The sequence below is a fragment of the bacterium (Candidatus Blackallbacteria) CG13_big_fil_rev_8_21_14_2_50_49_14 genome (genome assembly GCA_002783405.1).
Lineage (GTDB): Bacteria > Cyanobacteriota > Sericytochromatia > UBA7694 > UBA7694.
The window spans coordinates 1-25,393 of record PFGG01000065.1; the positions used below are offsets into that span (position 1 = coordinate 1).

Here is a 25,393-nt window from a genome sequence, read left to right on the forward strand (position 1 = left end):
GATTTTGGGGCCCATGACATGGGTGACCGAAATTTCTAAGCCCTGATAATTTAAGGAGGCACCGGCATCGGGGATATGCCCCAATTGTGCCAAAACAAAGCCTGCAATGGTCTGATACTGCCCTTCAGGCAATTCAATATCCAGAATCTCATTGACCTCATGCAGAGGCGTAGCTCCCTGCACCTGAAAAACATGATTGCCCAGGGGCTGAATAAAATCTTCAACCGGCACTTGATCGTCATCAAAATCCCCCACGATTTCCATCACCAGATCATCGAGGGTCACCAAGCCTTCTGTGCCGCCAAATTCATCTGCAACGATAATCGCACGGGTGCGGTTTTTTTGCATCATTTCAAGCAATTGCACCACATTCTTGGTTTCAGGCACAAACACGGTGGGGCGCAGATACTTCTCAAGCGTATCTCCCTCACGGTACTGCCCATTGACCTGGGCTTTGAACAGGTCCTTGAGATAAATCATGCCGCGGATATCGTCAATATTCTCGCCGTAAACCGGATACTGTGAATAGCCCTCTTCAATCATTTTGGGCAGGGCATCCCAAACCGTGGTTTCTACTTCAAAGGCCACAATCCGGGTGCGGGTGGTCATTACTTCAGAAGCCACAGTATCGCCAAATTCAAATACATTGTGAATCAAATCGCGCTCTTCACTGTCGAGCACCCCTTCCTGACTGGAACGATCAATGATCATGCGCAATTCTTCTTCGGTGATCGAAGGGGAAGATTCTTTGCTGCCAAAGATCCGATCCAAGAGCACAATCAAAATTCGCGAGGGAATCACAAACGCGTATTTGATAATCGGATAGAGTAAATTGATCACCGCATGAAGCGGACGGGAGACCAGCAGTGCCATGCGAGTGGCGTGGCGGGCAGCATAAGTTTTGGGCGTAATTTCGCCAAAGAGTACAATCACAAACTCTAAAAGAAAGGGAATCAGTGCCAGGGTGCCGATGGTGGCAAAACCCAGCCAGAGCGAATGGTTGGGGCCTAAAATATTTTCGGCTGAAGACACCCCAAATGAAGAACCAAAAATGATAAACATATTCTCAACAGCCAAAATCGTCGCGAACATTTTGTCTTCATTTTCACGCAAATCACAGAAGGCCTGGGCGCGTTTATCGCCCTTTTCAGCCAATTGCTGAATGCGCAGTTTATTGGCAGCTAAAATGGATGCTTCAGAGCTGGCGAAAGCAGCGACCATGACCACGCAGATCGCGACAGCACCCACCGCAAGCGGCAGGCTGTCTGTTCCAAAACCGTGTCCTCCAGACATAGGGGTCAGCGAACCTGCCTGACTTTGAGCAGATTCGCGGGCGATAGGGATGAGACCATTTTTTAGGCCAAATTCGCCCAACTGGCGGTTTTTGTACCCAGGGTTTTGACGGCATTGACCGTGTCCTGGAAGGGAGTGGGGTCATGAACCCCTTGTCGCCGGAAGCTTTTGATCTGGTCAATCATTGAAATGGCGTGGTCAATATCTGCGTTGGAACCCCGCACATAGGCGCCGATATTGATCAAATCCACAGCACTTTCATAGGTCGAAAGAATATTGCGGATTTCAGAAGCTGCAGCACGGTGCTCAGGGGTGGTGAGCACGTTAAACAGACGGCTGACACTGGGCAGTACGTCAATCGCAGGATAAATATTGTCAGAGGCAATTTTACGTGCCATCACGATGTGGCCATCGAGAATACCACGGACCGCGTCAGCAACCGGTTCATCCATATCGCCCCCTTCAACCAATACCGTGTAAATGGCGGTAATTGAACCTGTTTCCCCCATGCCGGTACGTTCCAGCAATTCAGGCAGCAAAGCGAATACCGAAGGGGTATAGCCTTTGGTAGCAGGCGGCTCACCAATCGCCAGACCAATTTCACGCTGAGCCATGGCGAAACGGGTCACAGAGTCCATCATCAGAAAGACGTTCTTGCCCTGGTCACGAAAATATTCACAAATCGCAGTCGCGGTATAGGCGGCTTTTACACGTTCCAGGGAGGAGGTATCGGAGGTCGCTGAGACCACCACGGAGCGGGCCAGACCCTCTTCGCCCAAACTGTCTTCAATAAATTCCAAAACCTCACGGCCACGTTCCCCAACGTTACAGACCACGGCGATATCGCACTTCGCGTTACGGGCGATCATGCCCAGCAGGGTGGATTTACCGACCCCTGAACCGGCGAAAAGACCCACGCGTTGCCCGGTACCGAAGGTCAACATGCCGTCAATGACGCGCACACCCGTCGGCAGGACGGTATCAATACGTTTACGTTTCATGGGGTTCGGCGCACCGGCCCGCAGGGGATAATATTTTTCTGCAACCACAGGGCCTTTGCCGTCAATGGGGTTGCCCAGACCATCCAGTACACGTCCCAAGAGACCGGGGCCGCATTTTACAGAAACCTGTTTGCCTGTGGCAATAACCTCAGCCCCTGCGCCGATCCCCTCAAGGTTCACCAGCGGCATCAGCAGTACGCGACGGGCTCTGAAACCAACCACTTCGCAAGGGTATACCCGCTTGCGGTCTGCCGAACGGATATAACAGAGTTCGCCAATTTCTACACCCTGTAAGAGCGCTTCCAAAACCAGACCCACGACCTGAACGACGGAACCACGGGCCCTTACCAAATTGGTATTGGCTAAAGCGACTGCGTAGTTTTGATAATCAAAATAATGCTCGTAGGAAGAATCAATGCCTGTATCCAGCGTCAGATTACCCATGCTTAGATTTCATCCTCCTCCATTTCGCCATCATCATCGAAGTCGTATTCGGAGCGGATTTGCTGGAAGACTTCTTCCACAACCGCCAATTGGGTATTCACTTGGGCATCAATACTGCCTGAATTGGTTTCAATCAAACAGCCGCCGCGTTCAATCGAGTAGTGGCCGGTGATAATAAAGTCCTGAACATCGGGCAGCAATTTCTTGAAGAATTCCTGCTTGGGCAAGACAAGGTCAAGATCCAGGGGATTGACTTTGATAATCACTTTTTCAAGGTCACTGACCTTGCCTATCGCACGCTCAACGCTCTTGAGAACAATTTCGGGCTTCATCGCGAGTTCGTCTTGAATCACTTCACGTGAAATCTCAAGGGCCAGCTTAATCAGTTTGTCTTCATTCTGTTTCACAGCCACTGGGAAGGCTGCATGCAGTTTATTCAGGGCATTGGTAGTTTCCATCAGCAGTTGGGCATTTTCCTTGATGGCCTCTTCACGGCCCTCCTGGTAACCCACATTGAAGCCATCCTGGGTCGCCGCTTCAACGATTTCCTGGTGAGATTGCTCAGCCGCTTCAATAATACGGGCCGATTCCATATTCGCTTCGGAGATAATCCGTTCGGCTTCTGCCTGGGCTTCCTGCGCCATCAGTTCTACCTGGGCTTCAGCTTCCTGCAGCATCTGCTGGGCCTGTTCCTGCTGGCTGTAGGCATCCTGAACAATGCGGGCATGTTCGGCTTCAGATTCCTGAACCATCATCAGGGATTTGTCGTAGGCTTCATTCAGAATCGATTCACGCTGGGCAATGATCTGATTCGCCGCTTTGATGAATTCATTGTCTTCATTCAGAGATTTTTTGTATTCCTGAACCGTTGAAGAAATATATTCTTCAGCTTCAAGCATCATACTTTCGCGTTGTTCATGAATCGAGTTTTCAACATATTCTTCAATGCTGGAAAGCATTTGCGCGCGTTCGTCTTCAAGATCCTGCTGCAGTTTTTCGGTATGGTGCCAGGCCAGGTTTTCAATATAGTCAGCAATATCCTGAAAGATTTTTTCAAAATCCAGCTCAGCGGCCTGAGGCGCATTGCGGAGAGAGTCGAGGGCTTCACTGACCAAACGTTGCTTTTCTTCAGCAGAGACAAAGGACAGCTGTTCTTTGGACTGTTCCCGCAACGCCATTTTCTGGTCGTCCATCATGCTGCGAATTTTGCCATCCAGGCGGGTCTGCATGGTGTTCTTTTTCTGGGCGGCCCAGGCAGCAGCGGCATCGTCATCGGAATCCACACCAGAAGACATGGAGGCGAAGTCTTTTAGATAGGTGGGTTCTGCTTGGGGACCGGCTTCTTCTAAGCCAGTTTCATCATAAAAGTCCTCATCGCTATAAACAGGCTCTTCATAGCTTTCTTCGGCATATTCTTCATAGGCCTGCGGTTCTTCATAGGCCAGTTCGGCTGCACGTTGCAGGGCAGCAGCTCCCCCCACCAGCACAGGCTCCCCAAAGATGACTTCCGTTTCAGCAGCAGCAAAGAAAACGGTATCGGCAAGTGAATCGGTCTGTAAATCAAGTGTTGAGAAATCAAAATCCATCCCCTCACCACCGATCACTACCGGGGCTGCGAGTTCAAATTGTTTTCCTCCACGGAAATAGGAAGTATCCCCTACTTCTTGACCCTCTTCCCAGGAATCATCCAGGGAATCGGCATCCTCTTCCATCGTGAGGTATTCAACATCTGCTGCTTTGAGGAGACCCATTCATCCAACCGCCTTTTTTGTAAATTCAAGCATAAAAAAGATCAGAAAGCTGTGAAAAAATCTACAGATTCAAAATTTGCTCTGGAGTTCACCCATCATAAAAACTTGCTTGAGTGCTGCCTTGAGGGCCTGACTGTATTAGAACCCTGTTGAAACAATTCAAGACAGGAGCTCAGAACAAACCCAAAGTTTTATGGTTTACATTATAGCACAAAGCTTTTTAAGGCTTAAGCGGGATTTTCAGACGTATTTATCGACTTGAAAGCGAAAAAGTGAGACGGGTTCTCCAGGTCGGATGCCCCCCTTGTACATGGCGTGCAAAACCTGCTCTTCAACCGTACGGATACTTTCAATTCCTGGCAAGAGCAGCCCCCTGCGGGAACCGTTCACCACAATCACGCCATAGGTATCTACATTGAGCAAATCCAGGCTGGCAATGGGTTCTGGCTCATGTAAAACACTGACCTCATAGCTCAGCCCCGACAGTTCAGACACTGAAACAGGGGAAAAACGGGGATCGCGAAGCGCTGCTGAAATGGCGTTTTGAATCGTTTCTTCAAGAATATTCGCTTGGGTAGGCCCAATCGTGCCAATGCAACCGCGCAGGTCGCGTTGTCCTCTGGGCTGGTGATAAATTGTCACAAAAACCCCGGCCTGAGATTTTTGAAAATCCGCCAAAGCGCCAAGGTCCATTTGAGGAAGTTCGCCTGAACTGACGTAATTTTCAATCGTCAGACGCGCCAGTTCTGGCAAAGTTTGAGGGGATAAGGACATTTTAAAAAACTAAAAACCCGCCCTAAACAACTTTTTTTCTGCGGCGGCGACGCTGTTTCATTTCACAGTCAGCCACAGAAGCCAACTCCATCAGTTCCCGCATGCGGTCTTCTTTGATTTGGTCTGCATGAATTTCTTTTTCAACACGCTTTTTTTGAAACTCGCGAATCACTTGTTCAAAATTCGTCACCGTTCAAAACTCCCTCTTACGATCAAGTATAAGAACCATTGTACCTAAGCAGACCATTTTCTGTGTGAGCTGGCTCACACAGAAACCCCGGTGGCACTATTTACATAGGACACCGGGGCTTAAAATCCGAGTTGTTCAGTCAGGACTATTTATTGAAATAGTCAGCGTTTACCTGAACAAAATCCTGCTGATCTTCGGGAACATCTTCTTCAGGGAAGATTGCTTCTACTGGGCAGACAGGAGCACAGGCGCCACAATCGATGCACTCATCTGGGTTGATATAATACTGGGGCGCATCATCATCAGAATGAATACAATCAACGGGACAGACTTCTACACAAGCCGCGTCCTTGGTGTCAACACAGGGGGATGTAATAATATAGGCCATGATTTATCTCCTCGTTTTCTAAATACGGTATGTGCTTTGAACGTTCGCTATAAATTTCATATCAATTTAAGCTGGGCTTTCGGGCCATTTTGGGGACCATGGTGCGCACCAGACAATGCTTTAACAGGTAAAAATCTTACCTGACTGGGCTACGGTTGACATATTACTACACAACCGTCTCGCTGTACACCTGCTAGCAGATAAATTTGAAATTCTCTTGGCAGGCAAAGGGGAAGCACTTCGCAAAAAGCTATAATAGCTTTCTAAAGTGAAAAGTAAATTCAGAGGCTTTCAGAGGTGATCAACCAACGCTTTTATCCCCTTTTCAGACAGGTTTTTTTTGAGCTTGAAAAAAATCTAAGAATTTGGAATTGCGACCAGGCCCATGCCCGTCAAATTCACCGCGCCCTGGATAAACTGAGAGAGAACTTTTTTGAGGATAAAGTTTTTCCGGCTTTAATGGGGCCCTGGCTGGCCTGGCAAGCAACAGGCACAGGGGTTTCTGAACAGGCTTTGATTCTGCTGGGCGCCGCCCACGCACTTTTTTATGCCTTTTTAGACCTGACCGATGATGTCGAAGACCAGGATCTTGACCGCCAGGCCTGGCCGGCTGGCAGTGAAGCGATTGCAATCAATACCGGCACCAGTTTGCTCTTTCTTTCACTCTTGGCCTTGGACCGCCTGCAAGAGGCTGAAATACCAACTGAAAGAATCGCGGAATTGCGTACAATGTTCGCTCAGGCGGGTTGGCTCTTAACCGCCGGCCAGCACCGCGATTTGAGTTCAAAGCAAGGGCATTTGCTTTTGCCAGAAGATGCCCTACGCACCATCACGCTCAAAACAGGCACCTCCGTTAAACTTTATTTTCAAAGTGCGGCCCATCTGGCCGGTGCAAACAGTGAGGTTAAAGAGCGTCTGGGCAGTTTGGGCGAACAAATTGGCATTCTTTCGCAAATCCGGGGTGACTACCAAAATATCTGGGGCAGTGAAATCAGCTCTGATCTTCAAAATCAATGCCATACCCTGCCCGTGCTGATCGGTTTACAGAAATCAACGGGGGAAGACCGCGAAAGGCTTGAACTGGCGCTGCAGAGAACCCCTTACGATCAGGCTGCTCATACCCTCGTGCGTTATTTATTGAAAAAAGTAGATATTCGCACAGATTTAAATCTGTGGCTAGAAAAACACCGCCAAATAGCCCAAGCCCAACTGGATCAGCTCAGTCAGGCGGGCCTAGAGACCCACGAATTGGGCTTGTTTTTACAAAGACTCAAACCCCTCGACTGAGGCCAAAAATCGGCAAGAAAAAACCGCCCCCTTGCGAAGGCGGTATTTGAAGCAATTGCTTCGACTCAAGCCTGGGCAGGAACCTCAGCTTGGATAGAATCAACCAAGATTTCAGCGATATCGCGAACCTTGACCTCATCTCCCTTGTTGTGGTCATTGACTCCATCTTGAATCATGGTTTTACAGAAGGGGCAGCCAACGGCCACCATCGTGGCTCCTGTGTCCAAAGCCTGTTGGGTACGGGCAATATTGACGCGGGTGCCTGTGTTTTCTTCTTTCCACATTTGGCCTCCGCCAGCGCCGCAGCAAAAACTTGCCTTGCGGCTCTGTTTCATTTCGGCCTGGGGCAGCCCCATGGCATCTAAAAGGGCGCGGGGCTGGTCATAGACATCATTGTGACGGCCCAAATAGCAGGGGTCATGGAAGGTGGTCAGCCATTTGCCAGTTTCAGTATTGACCTTCAATTTGCCTTGAATAATCAATTCCTGAAGCAGTTCTGTATGGTGTTTGACTTCATAATGCCCGCCAAAATCGGGAAATTCATTTTTAATCGTATGAAAGCAGTGTGGGCAAGCCGTCACAATATGCTTCACGCCATATTCATTCATGACTTCCACATTTTCAGCAATCATCTGTTGAGCCAGCATTTCATTGCCAGTCCGCCGGGCCGGGTCGCCGCAGCATTTTTCTTCTTTGCCGAGAATCGCAAAACGCAGACCTGCTGCCTGCATCAACTGTGCAAAGGCAACAGCGACTTTCTTGGCGCCGTCATCGTAGGAACCCGCACAACCGACCCAATAGAGAACGTCTAACTGATTGATATCCTCTATTTGAGAAAGGGTTTTGATTTCAAGCCCTTTGGACCAGTCGGCTCGGGTCGATTGGGCCTGTCCCCAAGGATTTCCCTGGCGCTCAAGATTTTGGAACATCGTCTTAAATTCGCTGGGGAAAGATTCCTCTTCCATCAACTGGTGCTGACGCATGCCCACAATATCGACGATATGCTCGATGCCCATGGGGCACATTTCCATACAGCCGCCGCAGGTGGTGCAGGACCAAAGCGCATCTTCCGTCATCACATGACCCACCAGTGGCGTTTCAGACTGCTTGCCTGCCAAAAGAGCTTCTTTCTCTTCAGCCAGCAGATGCTTTGTATTCACAATCATCCACTTGGGGGAGAGTTCTTTGCCCGTGGCATTGGCGGGGCAGACATCATCGCAACGGCCACACTCAATACAGGCAAAGGTATCCAAAACGTTTTTCCAGGAAAGATCATGAAGGTATTGAATCCCGCCCATGCTGAAATCATCTTCATCCGCATCTTCATCTTCCAGCATGGCCATGAGGTCTTTTTTCATGTCCACTTTGCCATAGGATTTCTGACGTTTAAAGAAAAGATTGATTGGGCCCGCGACGAGGTGCAAGTGCTTGGAAAAGGGAATATACACCGCAAAACCCAAAACACAGAGGATATGCACCCACCAGGAGAGGTGATAGAGCACCACTTGGGCCATTTCAGGCAAATGCATCTGAAAAAACACCCAACCGGTGGCCGAGGAGAAGGGGCGGAAAAGCTCAAAATTGAAAGCGCTGTTGGCTTTCTGAACCCACGCCATTGCCAGACCTTCGGTGCTGAGGTAAGACACCATCAGCAGGGTAATAAAGCAAATCGTAATCAAAGACTCCAGCCAGGGATTCTCACGGGATTCTTTGTTGACGAGAATATTCTGATTTTCAGCAGGTGGATAGAGCGCCTTGGGCTTCATGCCATAACGGCGATAGGCCAAAGAAACAATCCCAATCAGAACCAATATTGCGAAAATATCCGCAAGCAGGGCATAACCCTGATCCAAAACCGGGCTGATAAATTTCAGCACCGAAAATTCAACATCATTGGTGAACAAACGCAAAACATGGTGCGTTGTGGCCAAAAGGAAGGCGAAAAAGCCTACAAAAATAAAGGTATGCAAAAGACCCACCCAGGGACGTACCCCACGGAAGGCCCAATAAAAAACATCATAAACGGTTTCCCAAAGACGTTTGGGTAAATCATCGGGCTGAGGCTGACGATCCTCGGCCTGGCCAATCTGGACCAGTTGGTATTTAATCGAAGCGCCATAGGCCGAAAGCCCGATCAAAGACACCATGACCATCGCAAAGAAGGCCATTTCCAAGGGTCCAAAGAAAATACTCGAATGTTCCATGGTTTAGAATTACTTCACTTGTTTGTGTTTTCTCTGTATCGGTGAAAATTTAAGAAAATATCAAATTATCATAAAAGGCACTCTAAATTTATACACTGCGTCATGAGCGGATGTCAATTCGCTGCCTGCTTGGGCTTGCTGCACCGCGCCCCGACGTTTACACTGAAACAAGGTTCACTGTGAACCACCAGCTTTCTCAAGAACAGCCATTGCCCAAGGAGTTTCCCACATGCCTGCCGCTTCTGCTCAAGAGTTATATATTGTGGTCTTCCGCCTCGGCACAGAAGAATATTCAATCCCTGTCAGCCATGTTCAGGAAATTCAACGCTGTCACCGACTCAGCCTGCCCCGACAAATGCCGGATATTCCCGAATATTTTGAAGGCATTATTGATTTACGCGGGCAGATTATTCCGATTCTGGATTTGCGCAAGCGCTTTCATCTCAACCCCCAGGAACCTGGCCGTGAAAGCTGCTATATCATTGTCGAAACCCATCATGATATGGTGGGTTTTCTGGTAGATGCGGTATCAGAGGTTTTGCGGGTTTCTGCCGATCTGTTCACGCCCCCACCCGCCCGCTTGCGCACAGCAGTGAGCGCACGCTATATGGTTGGGGTGGGCAAACTGAAAAACAAAGATGAAAATGCCCGCCGCGAACGTCTGGTGGTTTTATTGGATATCGACAAAATTCTCAATGAAGATGAAACAAATCCCCAAACAAGCCAGGGGGAGGCGCTTGCAGGTTGATCCCTCGGCTCAAGCTCAAATTACGAGCATGGGCGGCCCAAAGCCTCTCTCGTCTGCTGGGGCCTCACAGTCTGGCAATCTTAACCCAAACAGAACAAGGTCTTTTTGCCGTAGACCCTCAGGATTTCGATGTCGGACGCAGCCTGCGTCAAAAAGGAAATTGGGGGCAGGCCGAGCTAAAACGCTTAGCGGCTCTGCTCAAACCTGAAAGCAGCGTGCTGGTCGTCGGTGCCCATATTGGCTCTCTGGCCATTCCCTTGGCCCGACGCTGCCAAAGCCTGGTGGCCATAGAAGCCAACCCCAAAAGCTTTGAATTGCTCGAACTCAATCTGAGAATCAATCAGATTGAAAACTGCCAGCTTTTCTGCCTGGCTGCCAGTGAGCGCAGCGAAACCCTGTCTTTTTTGGTCAACCCCTCCAATACAGGCGGAAGCAAACGCCTGCCCCAGCATAAAAAAGAGATCTATTTCTATGACCAACCCGCCGAAATCGAGGTTCAGGCCGTCGCTCTGGATACGCTGCTCACCGGCCAGCATTTTGAGCTGATCGTCATGGATATTGAAGGGTCAGAATACTTCGCCCTGAAAGGCATGCAGGCACTGCTTGCTCAGGCCAGGGTACTTCAAATTGAATTTTTGCCCCATCATTTGCAGGATGTCAGTGGGGTCAGTATTGAGGCTTTTCTCGGGCTCATCTACCCACATTTCACGCAACTTGAAATTCCCTCTCAAAACCGACGTGTGGCCCAGTCTGAATTCTTAGAAACCCTCAAGCAAATGGCAGCCCAGGGTCTGGGTGACGATGGACTGATTTTTTTTAAACAGTCGCCTCCATGAAAAAGCCCCAGCCCGATTTTCAAGCCCTTTGGCAAAACCTGAGGCGGGCTTGTGCCTTTGAACAGATGCCGCTTCAAAGCGCTCAAGAGCTGGGCCAAATCTGCGGCCCCAAAGAAATCGAATTCCTGATTCAGGCCCTGCTCCAACTCGTTGACGCAGATCTCGAAGACGATCCCGGCGATCTGAGCGATGAATACTGGCGCTTGCGCCGAACGCTCACAGAGGCTTTGGTCGCAGCCGGAAGCCAAGTCATCCAGCCCCTACTGTGCAACTTAAACAGCCCGAATCTGAGTGCGGTGGGCTATTTTGCGGAGGCTCTCGGACGCCTGCAAGCCCCCGAGGCCCTGGAGCCCCTGCTGGCCCTTTATCAAAGGCACGCGGATCAGGGTCTGCGCTGGAGCGTGATCACAGCCTTGGGTGATTTAAACGATTCGCGCGCATTGCCCTTGCTAAAGCAAACACTCTTGGCCCCCCCAGAACTCAATCGGGGTTGGTGGATTCGTCTCACCGCACAAGCCTTGGGCAAATTACAGGCCCCAGAGGTTCTTCCTATTTTTGAGCACATTCTTACCCAGGATGCCGACTGGTTCGCCCGCCTGGGCATTGTTGAAGGCCTGCTCTCTTTTCACCCCACCCCAGAAATCAGACGCTTGCTCGAAAGGGGCAAAAGAGACAGCGACTCACGGGTGGCCGAGCTGGCGCGTCGATCAATCTAAACGATGAGAAATCTGAGTCCTTTCAAATAAAAAATATTTTTAAACAATATCAATACACCAAAAAACACAGGTAAACACCAATCCAATCCAATCCAATCCAATCCAATCCAATCCAATCCAATCCAATCCAATCCAATCAAAAAGGAATTATTGCAGATTTTGGCCTTTGATTTTTCAGCCTAAAAGCAATATATTCAGAAAATCATTAGCCGCTGACGGAGTTATTTACGATGGGAAAATCGTCTCTTTTCGTGCGTTCTTTTTTGACTTGGGCCTTGTTGGTCGTTTTTCTTTTGTCCTGTACGGCCCAGCCTCCTGTTGTCAAACAAGCCACATCTCCCTTGCCCTCTGCTTCTCCTTTCTGGCTCCCCCCCCCACAAGCCTCTCACCCTGTCATCGGCAAAGCTCTGCGTCCTGCCCCTAAACCCATTCAGGCCAGCAATCAGGGCTTTCAAATTAAAGGTTCCAGCTCCACTGAATCCCGGCAATGTCTCTACCTCGACCCCACCAATACCAGTGGCAGTATTCTCGCTTCGATTACAGGTACTATCAATGCCGATGTCACGATGATCGAGGGCACTCTTTACCCCAATTCTTCTCCTGACAGCAATTTCACTATGAGCGTCAAGATCCGACAACCTACCACCGCCATCTATTCTACGGGAATGGATATCCCTAAATTGGTCTTCCCCGATAAAATCCTCGAACCCAATCAAAATTATTCCTTTCCTCTGCCCTCTGGCACGGTGCTCTCATTTAACGATTCACATCACTTTTTAGGCGGTGCTACGGGCTCTATTGCTTTCAATACCACCTCCTCTGGCGCAAGTTTGACGATCTCTGGTTCTATTCTCAAAGGCTCAAATTATCCCGGAGATCCCTTTACCTATGCCAAAGCAGAGCTCTCAAAAACTCTCTACTTTTCTGGTTCAATGTCGACCTGTGTACCAGCCATTACCCTGGCCAGCAATATTGATACTGTCGATTTGGGCAGCACTGACACCAACCTAAACCAAGCTCAATTCACCATCACCCCCGAAAACAAAACCAAAGCCTGGACACTGAATATTACTGGCCCCAATAACTTCAGCCAAAATTATCAGGGCACAGGAAACAATAACACCTTCACTTTGGGCGGAAATATTCCCACAGGCCCATATACCGCAGCCCTTTTCTATGACGATTTACCCAGTTATAAAGCAGTTTTAAACCTTACTGTGGTGCGCAATGACAGTTTGGATTTGACGCTCTCACAGTCCTTGCTGGTGCCCAACGGCGCTCCCAGTTCTGCTGATGCACAGGTCACGGTTTCTAACCCCTCAAGACCCTGGGAGCTTTTGCTGCAAAGAACAGGGCCAGCCAATGGCTGCAATGCTGACCAACAAAGCTTTGGCCCCTTTACAGGCAATCAAACCATCCCTATTTCAAGTACCGGCTTGCCTGATGGAGAATATGCTCTCACAGCACGTTATACCGATGACCCCAACAGCGCAAAAATAGCAAACTTCAATATTTCCAGTCTGCTTAAACTCACCCCCAGTGCCACTGAACTGCCCTATGGCGGCAGTGTGAGCTTCTCTGTGCAGGCTCCGCTTTGCCCCGGTTGGAAACTCTTTGTAGATAGCGAAGAATGCACCCTCTCAACAGGAGCTGGCAATGCAGAAGGCATTACCTGGGATGGAACCTGCAATGGCAACAGGGTCGGCCCTTTCCCTCATTCTGTGCAATTGGTTGCAGGTGATAAAACAGACTCAGCCACCATTCAGGTCAGCAATCTGACCTTTCCTACGCCTACTCCACCCCCAACAGCAACGCCTACTCCCGATCCAAATGCCAGTGGTTCACCCGATCCGAACGCGACCCCAACTCCAGGCCCCACAACAACGCCTTGCCCTGGAACTTGTCCTACACCAACGCCTGTACCCACAGCAACGCCGTGTCCAGGCGGGATTTGCCCCACACCTACACCTCCTGTACAAACGCCCACACCCAGACCCACGGCTACGCCAACAAAAAAACCGGGCAATGAAAGTAAAGAATTGGATTTGACTTTGGTTGTTGAACCAGAGATTTCGAATCCTGAAGAAGCCTTTTCAATTCTTCAAACAAAAGTTAGCACAGGCCATTTTAAAATAGGATATGGAACCTATGTTGATCTTGGTGGAGAAGTTTATCTAAAGAAAGAAAATAAAGCAAAAGCAGCAGTTGCCGAGGCTCTTGCTACAATCAGAGCAACAGGAACTGTACGTCTTGTAGACTCTTCAGGAAATCAAATTCCTGGCTTCCGCATACCTTTTGAGTTTTTAAGTACACGTGGAACAGCTAAATTGGAAAGTACAAAATGGTTTGGCAGAAACGGTGCTGGCGCAGGCCCAAATTTTGTTCCTGCAGGTAAATATTCATTGATCGGAATTATTGATAATGTGGATATTCGTTATAATGAGCCAAATCCAACCACTCTCATCACATTAAAAGTGCTCAATATAAACAAAGAAGTCATGGTTATTAATGACTTTCCTCTTTACTCATCGAAAAACTCGACTCCCAAAGTATTTACGCCAGACAGCATCCAGCATATCCTTGAAAGGCATAAAAGAGACTATCTCAGCAAAGCACAGCACGCTTTCTTTGTGAATACACTTACAGAAATGAAAGACATCATTGTTCGTGAGGGTATGGCCACGAATCCGAATGCAAGAGAAAAAACAATACCCACAATGGTTAGGCTTAAAGTCGATACAGCAGACAATCGGCTCTATGGACTCGCCGACAAGGTTAATCCTTACAGAAAAGATGACAGTTTTCCTGACCAATTCTCTGCAAATTACGTCTTAGAAATGGCTCGCTCAGTCGCAAATATGTCTGATGTGGCAGATCAATGGGGAATTGGAAAAGATTTAACCCATAAAGAAACAGGTGCCCCAATTGAATCAATTGCACTAATGGGCAAACGAGGAGCGACTACACTGTCTGCATTTGCTTATTATGGCCAACCCCAAAATGAGGATCAAATAATTCGAACAGCTTTTCCAACGAATCTTCCTTTAGGAAGCCCCTATTCTAGAAAAGGAATGAAAAACTTACACTATTACACAAAAATATGTGATCCTTTATTTGATCCCAATGACCCTATTGCCCTATTTACAAGATATAGCTCTTTTTCTAGAGCAGAACATACTGCCTGGGAAACCTCTTGCTTCACAAACCTACAGCAGTTTGTGCCTGCCGGGATGCGTTAGCCTGTGGAATTGATCTACCAAACAGAAATCCGTGCCATGAATCTATTGTGGCTGGGTGAAGAAGAATTAATAATATGCAGTGACAGTATTTTTAATTTTTTTCATGTCCATTCCTTGAAAAGTCAACCAGCAATCAAGCAATTAAGTGACCTCAATGGGTTATGTTATTTAGGAAAAATGTTGCTCTTAGAGGAACAGCCCAATGAAAAAAGACTGCTTCTTTTAATAGATCCTTTCGATAATTATGGTTTTTCTTATTTTCACTTGGATGAATCGCTTGTAAAGCCCTATAACCCAGATAATCCGTTTGAAGAGCCTGTGCGGCAAACTTTATTTGATTCCTCTGTTCAAGAGCTGTTTGCCACAGAAAGTCAGCAAGATATCCAAGTCAGCCCTGATGGACATTTGGTAGCTATACGGGGTGATCGAAGTGTCTGTATCTTTGAGACTGTTTCAGGCAAACTATTAAGGAAAATAGATGATACCACTTTGCAGGCAAACACAGACAAAATTGAACTTCATTTAGAACGTTTTTATAGATATGCCGATATTTTCTGGCTCAATGAACGCTTGTTAACACTTGTTAAGGCAGACACTTCATTTTTTTTTCAATTTCAACTCTTGGTTATTGATGTGGAAACAGGAAGTGGTATAGGTGAATTACCAATGTTATCACCGCCAGAGTACTTCAGCACCTTGCTGGTAAATCAAAAAAAAATATTTACTTCCATGGCAAATGGTCTGGTGATCATTGATCGAGAAGATTGGGGGTCTTATGAGATAATTAAACATCCCCATACTTTAATCCAAGACATGTTTTTCTCTTATGATGGCCAAAGTCTGATCACCATCGGCCAAGAGCACTACTTTAATTGTTACGAGAAAGCAACAGAGATACAGGGACCAAATGATTTGGAGTTAATTTGGATAGATCCCAATAATAAACAGATACAAAAAAGAGAGATACTCCCTATCAATTACTCTGAAGTCTATCCCAATCCATTCGGTCCCACCCTTGCTTTTATTGACTCTTCTTCTAAAAACCTGTCTATTTGGAAATATGAAATTTCAAAATCTCCCAAAATCTAGACCGCATAGTACTACAGCCATTCAGAAGTTTGTAAAATCTCAAACAGTGCATCCCGCAAGGGTGCAAGCTCAGCCCATTCACTGTTGCACATCAATACCAGTCCCCGCTTCTGATCGGGATGAAAACTCATCAGGGTACGGGTACGGGTTTGCGAACCGCCATGCTCAATCCTGCGAATCTGCTGAAATTGGGAGACCCCAAAACCCAGGCCATAAGCTGTGGCCTGTCCTTCGACGGTTTTCTGAACCGTCCAGAGGGCTTCACTGCCACGCTGGGAGATCAGTTCATGCTGAATCAAGGCCTGCATAAAACGGGTTAAATCCTGAATATTGGAAGTAAAGCCGCCCCCAGCCAATTTCCAGGCAACATCGTCCAAGGGACGTTTCACCACACTGCCCCGATCTTTGTAATAGCCACTGACCCGGTAGGGAATAAAGGTGCCGGCATGATCCGGCTGGATACTGGTCAAGCCCAAGGGCTGGGCGATGCGCTCTTGAAACTGTTGCCAATAGGATTGCCCGCTTCGTTGTTCAAGCACAGCCCCTGCCAGCATATAGCCAAAGGTGGAATAGTGATAAGCCAGACCCGGTCGTTGCAATAGGGGAGCAGCGGCAAAAACGGCCTGACTGGCAGCTGACATATGGGCCGGCGTCTGCACGCCAGCTCCGGCCTGGAAGCTTCTTAAGCCTGCCTGCCAGCCTGCCACTTCGTCATAGCTGCCAATCCCTGCCAGATGGGCCAAAAGCTGGCGCTGCGTTAAAGGCCAGCCCTGGACATTGTGATAAGCTTTCCAGTATTTTTGAATATCCTGATCCAGATCGAGCAGACCCTGTTCCACCAACTGCTGGCTCAAAACAGCGGTGACCGGCTTGGAAAGCGAAGCCCAGCGAAAGGAAGACTGGAGCGTGACCGCTTCACGGTTTTCGCGATCGGCCCAACCATAGCCTTTGAGATAGCTGATTTTGCCATTTTCAACCAGACCCAAGGCCAGACCTACCAGCCCCTGATCTTCCATCACCCGCAAAACAGCCTCATCCACCAGACGGTAGCGTTCGGGTTGAAGCGCCAGTTGAAACGGTAAAGGCTGAACAAGTGCATGGGGATTGAGAACTTCAGAAGACGTGCTGAAGGGCCGGGCCTGAGCTGAGGTGCTGCCCCATACACCAAGCCCCAAAACCGCAAGCAGACAAAGGTTCCCTATTTTTTGCTTGATTTTGCTCAATCTTGAATCTGGTTTCACGGGAATGGCCTCCGACAGAGATGGTCTTAACAGCTTAGCAGAAGAAAATCCGAACCAAAATCAGGCTTCATGGCTAAGATGCAACTGGCGCAAAACAGAGATGATCCGTTTTTGGATTCCCAGGAGTTCATCAGGCAAATAGACAAATTCAGCTTTTTCTCCACGCACCCAGGCAATAAAGGCTTGAACAGGTTCTATCGCCACACCCTCTTCACGCTGCAGCCAGGCCAAATCCCAACACAGATGCAATAAATAATTTAACCATTGGGCCCGCTGAAACAAGGTACTGACCTGGGCATGGGTTTTCCAGGCTTTGCGAATTTCAAGCTCTTTCAGGGTTTCCCGCATTTGCCCCTTGAGCGTAGCCAAAAGTTCAAAGACCTGATCCGCGCAAGCCCCATTGCCCGCCATGACTTCGGGCAAGATTTCATAGAGTTTGTTTTCAACTTTTTGCAGGCGTTCGCTGAAAATATCGCGGTAGATCAACGAAGAAACCAGAGCATTGACCAAAAAACTGCTCAAAGCGGCAATCGAAAGCGAAAGCAGGCGCACGCCAAAGGTCTCCAGTGGAGAATGAAAATGCACAAGCACCACAAACAGCGCGCTAAAGGCGGCTGTGCTATAGCCTTCTCCCATTTTCAGAGCAAAGGAAAAAGCAATCGCCAGCCCAACGGCCAAGGGCAGAGCAAGCGCGATTGGCCAGCCCCAGAAACTCAAAAGCATTCCCCAAAAGGCCCCCAAAAGACCACTGATTAACTGGGCCCGTGCATTTTTTAAGCCCAGACGAACCGTCGGCGTAATACACAAAACAGCCACAAAGGTCGAAGAAACATGATCCGGATTGCCCAAAAGCTGATCCAGCATCAAAGCCAAAACACAGGCCAGCATGGCCTTAAAAACCATGAAAAGGGGGTTGGTGAGAAAGGTATTCATGGGGGTATTGTAACGCTGCCAGCGCCTTGTTTGAAAAGGCGATTGAGTCAACTCCCACCACGCGGGGGGGCTGTGGTATGATGCAGCGCATTGATCTGCGGTGGAGGAACCCCCATGAAACTGTCCCAACGTATTTTGAATATTGAAGAATCAAAGACCACAGGCCTGATGGATCTGGTACAGCAGATGCAAGCCAGTGGCACCGAAGTGATCTCCTTTAATGCCGGAGAACCCGACTTTAATTCTCCTGAACCCATTCTTCAGGCCACGATTGAGGCCCTAAAAGCTGGAAAAACCAAATATTCAGCAGTGCCTGGCCTGCCTGCCCTGCGCAAAGCCATCGCTGAAAAAGTGCAAAAAGAAAATGGCATTGCTGCCGAAGCCGCAAATATTCTGATCGCCAATGGCTCCAAACAAATTCTCTACAATGTCTTTCAGGCCATTTGCAATCCTGGCGATGAGGTGATTATTCCCTCGCCCTATTGGGTGACTTTTCCTGAAATTGTCAAATTGGCAGGGGGCACCCCTGTCTTTGTGGATACCCAAGATCATCAGCTGGATCTTGAAAAAATTGAAGCCGCAATTACACCCAAAACCTGCGCCATTCTGGTCAACAGCCCCAACAATCCCACAGGCGCTGTTTTTTCTGAAGCCAGCCTGCGGGCCGTGGGCCAGCTGGCACTCAAACATGAAATTTATGTGGTTTCAGACGAAGCCTATGCCGGCCTGACCTATGATGGCGCCAAACATCTCAGTCTGGCCGCCCTCGACCCCGCCTTTGCTCCTTGGGTGATTACCACCCAGTCTTTTTCAAAGGACTATTGTATGACCGGCTTCCGGGTCGGTTTTTTGGTGGCCGACAAAGCCCTGGTCAAAGCGATTAACAATCTGCACAGCCATTTAACCGGCAATGTCTGCACCTTTGCCCAGTTTGGTGCCATTGCAGCGCTTGAAATGGATCCCCAGATCATGCTGCAGATGCAAGAAACCTTCCAGCGCCGTCTGGACATTGCCTATCCACTCTGTACCGAAATCTTTGATTGCGTCAAACCCCAAGGGGCCTTTTATCTTTTTCCCAATGTAGAAAAATACCTGGGCGAACGTTTTGCCGATGATGATGCCCTGGCTGAGTATCTGCTCAAAGAAGCCCATGTCGCAGTCGTACCAGGTTCTTCTTTTGGCGCTCCCGGCCATTTGCGGATTTCATTCTCAACCAGTGAAGAAAATATCCGCAAGGGCTTTGAACGGATCAAAAAAGCCCTCGTAGGTTAATTCAAAAGCGCTGCAGGAAAGAACCAGAATTCTTGCAGCGCTTGTCAATCCAACTCAGAAAGCAAACCATGCAAGCCAGAATTGAAGTCTGTCCCCCCAAAATCTGCGTAGGTCAACGCATTCAGCTTTCTGTCAATGCAGCCGCTAAGAATATCGCGCTGTGGCAGGCCTTTGCCCCCCGAAAAAAAGAAATTGCCCAGGTCATCGATCCTGGCTTTCATTCCATCGAAATTTATCCTGCCACTTATTTCGACCGCTTTGACCCCACTGCAGAATTTGAAAAATGGGCAGCTGTTGAAGTGCAAGCGATCACTGTGCTGCCTTCAGGACTGGAGGCGGTGCAGCTCCCCGGTGGGCTTTACGCCGTCTTTTTATACCGTGGCGATGCGCGCCAGGCCTTTCCCTTTCTGCAAAAAATTTTTACAGAATGGCTGCCCCAATCAGGATATTGCCTGGATACACGCCCTCATTTTGAGGTCATGGGCCCTAAATACAAAAACAATGCTGAGGATTCAGAAGAGGAGTTTTGGATTCCCCTTCGCAGGAACTAAAGTCTCAGTGCTTGTCATGCCCGTGATTGTGTTTGTCTTTATGCTTGTCTTTGTCCTTGTCTTTGTCGTGGTGTTTGTCCTTGTCCTTTTTAATTCTGATCTCTTCTTTGACTTTGATTTTCAAACCAAAACAGGAACTCAAACTTGAAACACCGACCATACAAATCAGGGGCAAAACTAGGTTTCGTTTTTTCATAGGTCTTTTTCTCTCTCCAGATTATTGCGAACGCTTTCAAAATTCTAACCGGTTTCGACCCTGGATTTCAAATCAAAGCGGGCCCACAAGATCTCTCACCCAATCTGTTATACTGTGCCCTGGGCTATATTTGGTATAAAAACTCTGTCTGCCCAACAGTCAGAAAAGGATTTGAATACATGTCGCTTTCCCCCGAACAAGGCGCAAAGTTTACACAAAGTGCCGAAAAGATCCAATCGGATCTCAAAACCCTTTTAAATGAATACCGCGAAACACTGGGAGAAGATGCGCCTGATGCGCTGGTCTTTGCTGAAAATGATCTCTACGATGCTTTGGATTGTTTAAGCGATTTTATTGATGCTTTTCAAGCCCCTACAAAAAGCTAATTTTTGATCGGCTGAAATCCTGGTCATGCGCCAGAAAGACAAGATTTTTTAAAATTTTTTCACACTCAAAATTTGGGCTTTTTAGATCAACTCTGATCAGTTCTGATCATTTTGAGCCATTTTTGTAAAATTTCAGAAGAAAATCGATCCTCACGATCCAAAAAAGATCAGATACATGATCAACCTTCATTTTCTGAATATCCAGCCAAATCTTGAGATTAAATAATTTTTAAGAATAGATCCAGAAGATATTTGAATTGAGAAAATTATAAGCTAATATTTTTAATGATGTTTGTGAGTTTAATCCCTCACAAAATTTTTGATTTTAGTTACTTTGATCACCAACCCTGCAAGGATGCATGTACTAGAATTAAAGCAGCACCCCCCATGATCATTTTTTAATCTTGGGTTAATTGAGCGATAATTTTTCAGGAGAAACAGAGCTGATGGTAATGGATTCACGTAAAAAAACGGATTTAGAAGCGAAAATACAATTTCTGCGCCGGGTACCTATTTTTGGTGCCCTAAATCAGGACAGTCTGCAGCGTGTAGCTGCGATTATGTCCGAAAAGATTTACTCCCGCAAGAGTATTGTCTTCCATGAAGGTGATCATGGCGACACCCTGTATATCATCAAAAATGGCAGAATTAAAATCGCCAAAGTCGCAATCGACGGCCGCGAAAAAACCCTGACCATTCTTCAAGGTGGCGATTTCTTCGGTGAGATGGCCATTTTCGACAATCTTCCCCGTTCTGCAACTGCAGAAGCGATCGACAACGATGTCCACCTCTTCGCCATCAGCAAAGGTGATTTCGAGCGTCTGATCAACGAAAATCCTTCAATCGCACTGCGTATCATGAAGGATTTGACCCGCCGGATTCGTCAGATCAACCAACAGGTTGAAGACCTGGCCTTTAAAGATGTGCATGGCCGTGTTGCCAGCACCCTTTTCCAATTGCTCGAAATTGAAGAGCAGAATGCCGGTCGCCCCCTGACCTCGCTGCGCATGACCCATCAGGATCTCGCCAATATGGTCGGTTCCTCACGTGAAACGGTGACCCGGGCCCTGAACCGTTTGCAAAACGAAGGCGCGATTGCCATCAGCCACCAGCGGATTGAAGTACTCGATCGCGAGTTTTTGGCTGACAAAGTTTTCTAATGCTCGATCTGAAAACACTTCGGCTAAACCCTGAGCCGGTTCGGGATTCGCTTGCCAGACGACAAGCGGATCCTGCTGTTATTGACCGGCTCTTGAGCCTGGATGAAGAACACCGCAGCTGCCAAACCCGGGTAGATCAGCTGCGTCAGGAACGCAACCAGGCCTCTAAAGAAATTGGAACTCTCAAAAAACAAGGCCAGGATGCCTCCTCACAAATGGAGGCAGTTCGCGTGATTGGCGAAGAAACCAAAAGCGTTGAAGAACGCATGCAGGTCTGTGAAGATGAGCGCAAAGAACTGCTGCTGAATATTCCCAATACCTTAGACAGCAGCGTACCCACCGGCAAAGACGAAAACGAAAACCTCGAAATCCGCCGTTGGGGTGTTCCCGCTGAGTTTGATTTTGAACCCAAGGCCCACGACGAATTGGGTGTCAATCTCGGCATAATGGATTTTGAAAGGGCAGCCAAACTCACAGGTTCCCGCTTTGTGGTGATGAAAGGCTGGGGTTCCCGTTTAGAGCGCACCCTGATCAGCTTTATGCTCGACCACAACACCCAAAAACGGGGCTATACCGAAATTCTGCCGCCCTTTATGGTCAACCGTGAGACCATGACGGCCAATGGCAATCTGCCCAAATTTGAAGACGATTTGTTCGGTTTGAATTTTAAGGATTTCTTCCTGATTCCAACAGCAGAAGTCCCCTTGACCAATTTGCACCGCACAGAAATTCTCGAAAAAGAAGATCTGCCGAAATATTACACCGCCTATACTCCCTGTTTCCGTGCCGAAGCAGGAGCTGCTGGCCGTGATACGCGGGGCATTATCCGCCAGCACCAATTTTCAAAGGTTGAACTGGTCAAAATTGTAGAACCTGAAAATTCCTTTGATGAACTTGAAAAAATGGTATCGGATGCAGAAAGTCTGCTGCAGGCACTGGAACTGCCCTATCGGGTGGTGCTGCTCTGTTCAGGCGATACGGGCTTCAATGCCGCCAAAACCTACGATATTGAGGTCTGGTTTCCCAGCCAGGGCAAATACCGAGAAATCTCATCCTGCAGCAATTGCACAGATTTTCAAGCCCGCCGGGGGCAATTGCGCTACCGGCCCGAAGTCGGAGCTTCTACGGCCTTTCCGCACACCTTGAATGGGTCTGGATTGCCGATTGGACGTACACTTGCTGCCCTGATTGAGAATTATCAACAGAGTGATGGTACAATCAGAATACCCAAAGCATTGCAACCCTATGTGGGAGGAGAATCTCTGATTGTATGAGCGCAGACCCCTCTTTGCCTGAAAATTTAAACGAACTGTTTGAAAAACTCACCCCCTTTGGTCCGGTGGGCACGGTGATTCAACGCACCTTCAAAGCTGCCATTCAGCCTGAAGAGCGGATTTTAATCGCCTACCATCACCTGGAATCAAGTGAAGAGGTTGGCCAGCAAAAACCTGTCATGGGTTCTTGCGAGATCAAGCTGATCACTTCGCAGCGTTTCCTCACCTTGGGCTTTTTTCCCACCTATCACCAAATCATGAGTCACGAGATTCATCGTTTGGCCTCCTTTTCATTGACCAATCGTTTCGCCACCGGCTATGAGGGCGAAGGCGATGCCACCAGCGCAGAAGAACGTGGCTTTAATCCACTGGAAATTCAACTGGAAGCGGTCTTTGTCAATGAGCAAGGTGAAACGGTCAAAGAATGGAACCAGGAAGGCTCACGGCCCGAGGACATCAAATTCCTCTACAGACTCCTGCCAACTTTGAGTAAAATGATGGGTAAACCCCTGGCCGAGTGCCGGTAAAGAGGAGTCAGCATGAATATCGATGAATTTCTACGCGTAGCCGTCAAAAAAAGAGCTTCGGATATTCATATCCGTGTCGGTTGCCCGCCCATGTTGCGGATTGACGGGCGAATTGTACCCACAGAAATGCGCCCGCTGACCCCCGCGGATACCAAACGCACCCTATACAGCATGTTGAGCAATGCCCAGCGCGAAGCTTTTGAAAAAAGCTTCGAAATGGACGTTTCTTTCATGATCAGTGGTTTGGCCCGCTTCCGTGTCAATATTTTCATGGAACAAGGGCATGTCGGCGCTGTTCTGCGTGTCATTCCCATCAATGTTCCCAATCTCGAAAACCTCGGTCTGCCAGAACAAATCCGGAAATTCACAGAAGAACGCACGGGCTTGATTCTGGTAACGGGTCCTACCGGCTCGGGTAAAACCACCACCCTGGCAGGGATGATTGACTATATCAACTCCACGCAGGATGTTCATATCATCACGATTGAGGATCCGATTGAGTTTGTTTACCGCAATAAAAAAAGTATCATTACCCAGCGTGAGCTGGTCAATGATACAGCCTCATTCCCAACCGCAATCAAATACGCTCTGCGTCAAGACCCAGACGTGATTCTGGTAGGGGAAATGCGTGACCGTGACACGATTGAATCTGCTTTGAAAGCAGCTGAAACCGGTCACTTGGTTTTAAGTACCCTTCACACCAATGACGCGGTTCAAACCATCAACCGTGTGATTAACGCCTTCCCACCGCATGAACAGCCTCAGATTCTGAAGCAGTTGGCTGCGGTTCTGCGCGGAACAATTGCCCAACGTCTCGCGGTCAAAGCCGATGGAGTTGGCCGTGTAGCTGTTGATGAAATTCTGGTGGTAACGCCCACCGTGCGCGATCACTTGTATAAACATGAGTTAGACGCCATTTATACCTTGATTCAAAAAGGTGCGATGGACGGCATGCAGACCATGAACCAGGCCTTGTTTAAATACTATGAAGAAGGCACGATTGAATTTGAAGAAGCCCTTGCTCTTTCAGACAATGTCAACGAACTGCAACAATGGAAACGTGGGGCCATTCACGGCACAGGCCGTTAATTCGGTTACAAAAAGATTCAGGCCCTGGTTGAAACGCCAGGGCCTTTTGCTTGGGCCCTTAGTCTTGCCGAAGCTCAGAAACGCCAGAATTCACAGCATAGGCTTCAACAGCAGGATAGGTCAAGGGCTGTGAGCGATAACGACGGCGGGTTATAAACGCGCCCATCCCCAGGCCCAAGCTTAAGCCCAAAAGCGCGCAGAGCCCCCAAACCCACCAGGGGGTTCCCTGACGGCTTTTTTCCATTTCAGCCTTTAAGCGCTCATAAAGCGAGGTATCCATTTTCACGGCGCGCACATTCAGCTGATCACCTTTTGTTTCATCGATTTGGGCAAGAGTCCGCACAATTCCTGAGATCAGATCCTGATCGACAGGAGGATCTGGATTTTCACTGTCTTCTGACTGCGTGGGAGGTTGATAGATCACCGAAACGGATTTCTGAGCCGGGCTTTCTGAAGTGCTTGAAATAAGCTGCTCTGCCTGATCATAGCCATAGATCGTCTCACGGCTCTGGCGTGTTGTGCCCTGGCGTGTTTCACGGGCCAGCCGCTCATGCAGAACCTGTGGATGGCTGCGCTGAACAGAACGGCTTTGAATCTGGCGGCGGTTTTGTTTCTCTGTGACGGTTACACGGGCCTTTCCAGGCCCTAGAATGGCATCCAACTGTTGATTGATTTTACGTTCAAGCGCCTGCTCCTGTGGGGTGGTGGCCCAAACGGATGAGGCACTGAAAATCAGAAAAACAAAAAACAAAACAAACGGTGAAAAACTGCTTAAAAACAATTGAAATAATCTAATCATCTTAC

At 48.3% G+C, this 25,393-nt stretch carries 24 protein-coding genes and 1 pseudogene; 13 read left to right on the plus strand and 12 right to left on the minus strand.

From position 1 onward, the window contains the following. From COW20_16925 to COW20_16945, 5 genes are all read right to left on the minus strand, one after another. Positions 1 to 1,374, minus strand: a 1,374-nt coding sequence (locus tag COW20_16925) for a hypothetical protein (protein PIW45928.1), incomplete at its 3' end; no start/stop codon positions are given. Further along, positions 1,356 to 2,738 carry an EscN/YscN/HrcN family type III secretion system ATPase gene (locus tag COW20_16930; protein PIW45929.1) on the minus strand — a complete coding sequence of 461 codons (1,383 nt, stop codon included), beginning with the start codon at positions 2,736 to 2,738 and terminating at the stop codon, positions 1,356 to 1,358. The genes COW20_16930 and COW20_16925, both read right to left, overlap by 19 nt. 2 nt (positions 2,739 to 2,740) lie before the next feature. After that, positions 2,741 to 4,489 carry a hypothetical protein gene (locus COW20_16935; protein PIW45930.1) on the minus strand — a complete coding sequence of 583 codons (1,749 nt, stop codon included), beginning with the start codon at positions 4,487 to 4,489 and terminating at the stop codon, positions 2,741 to 2,743. Between the two features lie 240 nt (positions 4,490 to 4,729). Continuing rightward, a complete protein-coding gene (gene amrA / locus COW20_16940; protein ID PIW45931.1) occupies positions 4,730 to 5,263 on the minus strand; it encodes an AmmeMemoRadiSam system protein A in 534 nt (177 codons plus the stop codon). A gap of 335 nt (positions 5,264 to 5,598) precedes the next feature. Then, positions 5,599 to 5,841, minus strand: coding sequence for a ferredoxin (locus tag COW20_16945; GenBank protein PIW45932.1), 243 nt, complete (start codon positions 5,839 to 5,841; stop codon positions 5,599 to 5,601). Between the two features lie 297 nt (positions 5,842 to 6,138). On the opposite strand from COW20_16945, the gene COW20_16950 reads away from it, so the two are divergent. Then, positions 6,139 to 7,128 carry a hypothetical protein gene (locus COW20_16950; GenBank protein PIW45933.1) on the plus strand — a complete coding sequence of 330 codons (990 nt, stop codon included), beginning with the start codon at positions 6,139 to 6,141 and terminating at the stop codon, positions 7,126 to 7,128. 65 nt (positions 7,129 to 7,193) lie between these two features. On the opposite strand, the gene COW20_16955 is transcribed toward COW20_16950, so the two are convergent. Further along, positions 7,194 to 9,332 (minus strand): Fe-S oxidoreductase, encoded by a 2,139-nt coding sequence (locus COW20_16955; GenBank protein ID PIW45934.1) that lies wholly within the window; start codon positions 9,330 to 9,332, stop codon positions 7,194 to 7,196. A gap of 229 nt (positions 9,333 to 9,561) precedes the next feature. Here COW20_16955 and COW20_16960 point away from each other — a divergent pair, with 229 nt between their 5' ends. The 3 genes from COW20_16960 to COW20_16970 are packed head-to-tail and all read left to right on the plus strand — an operon-like array spanning position 9,562 to position 11,632. Beyond that, positions 9,562 to 10,080, plus strand: coding sequence for a chemotaxis protein CheW (locus COW20_16960; protein PIW45935.1), 519 nt, complete (start codon positions 9,562 to 9,564; stop codon positions 10,078 to 10,080). Continuing rightward, the gene (locus COW20_16965) at positions 10,077 to 10,916 is read left to right on the plus strand and encodes a hypothetical protein (GenBank protein ID PIW45936.1); all 840 of its coding nucleotides are present in this window, start codon (positions 10,077 to 10,079) and stop codon (positions 10,914 to 10,916) included. The genes COW20_16960 and COW20_16965 overlap by 4 nt, the downstream gene beginning before the upstream one ends. Further along, positions 10,913 to 11,632: a hypothetical protein gene (locus COW20_16970; protein ID PIW45937.1), complete on the plus strand. Its 720-nt coding sequence runs from the start codon at positions 10,913 to 10,915 to the stop codon at positions 11,630 to 11,632. The genes COW20_16965 and COW20_16970 overlap by 4 nt, the downstream gene beginning before the upstream one ends. Positions 11,633 to 11,853: 221 nt before the next feature. Here COW20_16970 and COW20_16975 read toward each other — a convergent pair whose 3' ends face one another. Both COW20_16975 and COW20_16980 read right to left on the minus strand, forming a co-directional pair. Continuing rightward, a complete protein-coding gene (locus COW20_16975; GenBank protein PIW45938.1) occupies positions 11,854 to 12,348 on the minus strand; it encodes a hypothetical protein in 495 nt (164 codons plus the stop codon). 1,067 nt (positions 12,349 to 13,415) lie between these two features. Continuing rightward, positions 13,416 to 13,643: pseudogene (locus COW20_16980) on the minus strand (hypothetical protein). 28 nt (positions 13,644 to 13,671) lie between these two features. Here COW20_16980 and COW20_16985 point away from each other — a divergent pair. After that, positions 13,672 to 14,871 (plus strand): hypothetical protein, encoded by a 1,200-nt coding sequence (locus COW20_16985; GenBank protein PIW45939.1) that lies wholly within the window; start codon positions 13,672 to 13,674, stop codon positions 14,869 to 14,871. A gap of 3 nt (positions 14,872 to 14,874) precedes the next feature. Next, positions 14,875 to 15,960, plus strand: coding sequence for a hypothetical protein (locus COW20_16990; protein PIW45940.1), 1,086 nt, complete (start codon positions 14,875 to 14,877; stop codon positions 15,958 to 15,960). 11 nt (positions 15,961 to 15,971) lie between these two features. Here COW20_16990 and COW20_16995 read toward each other — a convergent pair whose 3' ends face one another. Both COW20_16995 and COW20_17000 read right to left on the minus strand, forming a co-directional pair. Next, a complete protein-coding gene (locus COW20_16995) occupies positions 15,972 to 17,183 on the minus strand; it encodes a penicillin-binding protein (protein ID PIW45941.1) in 1,212 nt (403 codons plus the stop codon). Between the two features lie 78 nt (positions 17,184 to 17,261). Beyond that, the gene (locus COW20_17000; GenBank protein PIW45942.1) at positions 17,262 to 18,134 is read right to left on the minus strand and encodes a hypothetical protein; all 873 of its coding nucleotides are present in this window, start codon (positions 18,132 to 18,134) and stop codon (positions 17,262 to 17,264) included. Positions 18,135 to 18,248: 114 nt separating this feature from the next. Here COW20_17000 and COW20_17005 point away from each other — a divergent pair, with 114 nt between their 5' ends. Both COW20_17005 and COW20_17010 read left to right on the plus strand, forming a co-directional pair. Then, complete coding sequence (locus COW20_17005) at positions 18,249 to 19,406, plus strand: pyridoxal phosphate-dependent aminotransferase (GenBank protein ID PIW45943.1); 1,158 nt, start codon at positions 18,249 to 18,251, stop codon at positions 19,404 to 19,406. Between the two features lie 68 nt (positions 19,407 to 19,474). Continuing rightward, a complete protein-coding gene (locus COW20_17010; GenBank protein ID PIW45944.1) occupies positions 19,475 to 19,957 on the plus strand; it encodes a GyrI-like domain-containing protein in 483 nt (160 codons plus the stop codon). Between the two features lie 4 nt (positions 19,958 to 19,961). Here COW20_17010 and COW20_17015 read toward each other — a convergent pair whose 3' ends face one another. Next, positions 19,962 to 20,153 carry a hypothetical protein gene (locus COW20_17015; protein PIW45945.1) on the minus strand — a complete coding sequence of 64 codons (192 nt, stop codon included), beginning with the start codon at positions 20,151 to 20,153 and terminating at the stop codon, positions 19,962 to 19,964. A gap of 179 nt (positions 20,154 to 20,332) precedes the next feature. Between COW20_17015 and COW20_17020 the strand changes: the two genes are divergently transcribed. From COW20_17020 to COW20_17040, 5 genes are all read left to right on the plus strand, one after another. Further along, the gene (locus tag COW20_17020) at positions 20,333 to 20,539 is read left to right on the plus strand and encodes a hypothetical protein (GenBank protein PIW45946.1); all 207 of its coding nucleotides are present in this window, start codon (positions 20,333 to 20,335) and stop codon (positions 20,537 to 20,539) included. Between the two features lie 446 nt (positions 20,540 to 20,985). Continuing rightward, complete coding sequence (locus COW20_17025; GenBank protein PIW45947.1) at positions 20,986 to 21,699, plus strand: hypothetical protein; 714 nt, start codon at positions 20,986 to 20,988, stop codon at positions 21,697 to 21,699. Then, the gene (locus COW20_17030) at positions 21,699 to 22,973 is read left to right on the plus strand and encodes a serine--tRNA ligase (GenBank protein ID PIW45948.1); all 1,275 of its coding nucleotides are present in this window, start codon (positions 21,699 to 21,701) and stop codon (positions 22,971 to 22,973) included. Before COW20_17025 ends, COW20_17030 begins: the two co-directional genes overlap by 1 nt. Continuing rightward, positions 22,970 to 23,500: a hypothetical protein gene (locus COW20_17035; GenBank protein PIW45949.1), complete on the plus strand. Its 531-nt coding sequence runs from the start codon at positions 22,970 to 22,972 to the stop codon at positions 23,498 to 23,500. Before COW20_17030 ends, COW20_17035 begins: the two co-directional genes overlap by 4 nt. A 12-nt stretch (positions 23,501 to 23,512) precedes the next feature. Then, positions 23,513 to 24,589: a type IV pili twitching motility protein PilT gene (locus COW20_17040; GenBank protein ID PIW45950.1), complete on the plus strand. Its 1,077-nt coding sequence runs from the start codon at positions 23,513 to 23,515 to the stop codon at positions 24,587 to 24,589. A 58-nt stretch (positions 24,590 to 24,647) separates the two neighbouring features. Here COW20_17040 and COW20_17045 read toward each other — a convergent pair whose 3' ends face one another. Beyond that, a complete protein-coding gene (locus COW20_17045) occupies positions 24,648 to 25,388 on the minus strand; it encodes a hypothetical protein (protein PIW45951.1) in 741 nt (246 codons plus the stop codon). Positions 25,389 to 25,393: the final 5 nt, after the last annotated feature.

What these genes read in the sequence shown, in the direction of transcription:
- COW20_16930 (PIW45929.1), bottom strand. Translation starts at nt 2,738, where the DNA reads ATGGGTAATCTGACGCTGGATACAGGCATTGATTCTTCCTACGAGCAT.
- COW20_16935 (PIW45930.1), bottom strand. Translation starts at nt 4,489, where the DNA reads ATGGGTCTCCTCAAAGCAGCAGATGTTGAATACCTCACGATGGAAGAG.
- amrA (PIW45931.1), bottom strand. Translation starts at nt 5,263, where the DNA reads ATGTCCTTATCCCCTCAAACTTTGCCAGAACTGGCGCGTCTGACGATT.
- COW20_16945 (PIW45932.1), bottom strand. Translation starts at nt 5,841, where the DNA reads ATGGCCTATATTATTACATCCCCCTGTGTTGACACCAAGGACGCGGCT.
- COW20_16955 (PIW45934.1), bottom strand. Translation starts at nt 9,332, where the DNA reads ATGGAACATTCGAGTATTTTCTTTGGACCCTTGGAAATGGCCTTCTTT.
- COW20_16960 (PIW45935.1), top strand. Translation starts at nt 9,562, where the DNA reads ATGCCTGCCGCTTCTGCTCAAGAGTTATATATTGTGGTCTTCCGCCTC.
- COW20_16970 (PIW45937.1), top strand. Translation starts at nt 10,913, where the DNA reads ATGAAAAAGCCCCAGCCCGATTTTCAAGCCCTTTGGCAAAACCTGAGG.
- COW20_17000 (PIW45942.1), bottom strand. Translation starts at nt 18,134, where the DNA reads ATGAATACCTTTCTCACCAACCCCCTTTTCATGGTTTTTAAGGCCATG.
- COW20_17005 (PIW45943.1), top strand. Translation starts at nt 18,249, where the DNA reads ATGAAACTGTCCCAACGTATTTTGAATATTGAAGAATCAAAGACCACA.
- COW20_17010 (PIW45944.1), top strand. Translation starts at nt 19,475, where the DNA reads ATGCAAGCCAGAATTGAAGTCTGTCCCCCCAAAATCTGCGTAGGTCAA.
- COW20_17015 (PIW45945.1), bottom strand. Translation starts at nt 20,153, where the DNA reads ATGAAAAAACGAAACCTAGTTTTGCCCCTGATTTGTATGGTCGGTGTT.
- COW20_17020 (PIW45946.1), top strand. Translation starts at nt 20,333, where the DNA reads ATGTCGCTTTCCCCCGAACAAGGCGCAAAGTTTACACAAAGTGCCGAA.
- COW20_17025 (PIW45947.1), top strand. Translation starts at nt 20,986, where the DNA reads ATGGTAATGGATTCACGTAAAAAAACGGATTTAGAAGCGAAAATACAA.
- COW20_17030 (PIW45948.1), top strand. Translation starts at nt 21,699, where the DNA reads ATGCTCGATCTGAAAACACTTCGGCTAAACCCTGAGCCGGTTCGGGAT.
- COW20_17035 (PIW45949.1), top strand. Translation starts at nt 22,970, where the DNA reads ATGAGCGCAGACCCCTCTTTGCCTGAAAATTTAAACGAACTGTTTGAA.
- COW20_17040 (PIW45950.1), top strand. Translation starts at nt 23,513, where the DNA reads ATGAATATCGATGAATTTCTACGCGTAGCCGTCAAAAAAAGAGCTTCG.
- COW20_17045 (PIW45951.1), bottom strand. Translation starts at nt 25,388, where the DNA reads ATGATTAGATTATTTCAATTGTTTTTAAGCAGTTTTTCACCGTTTGTT.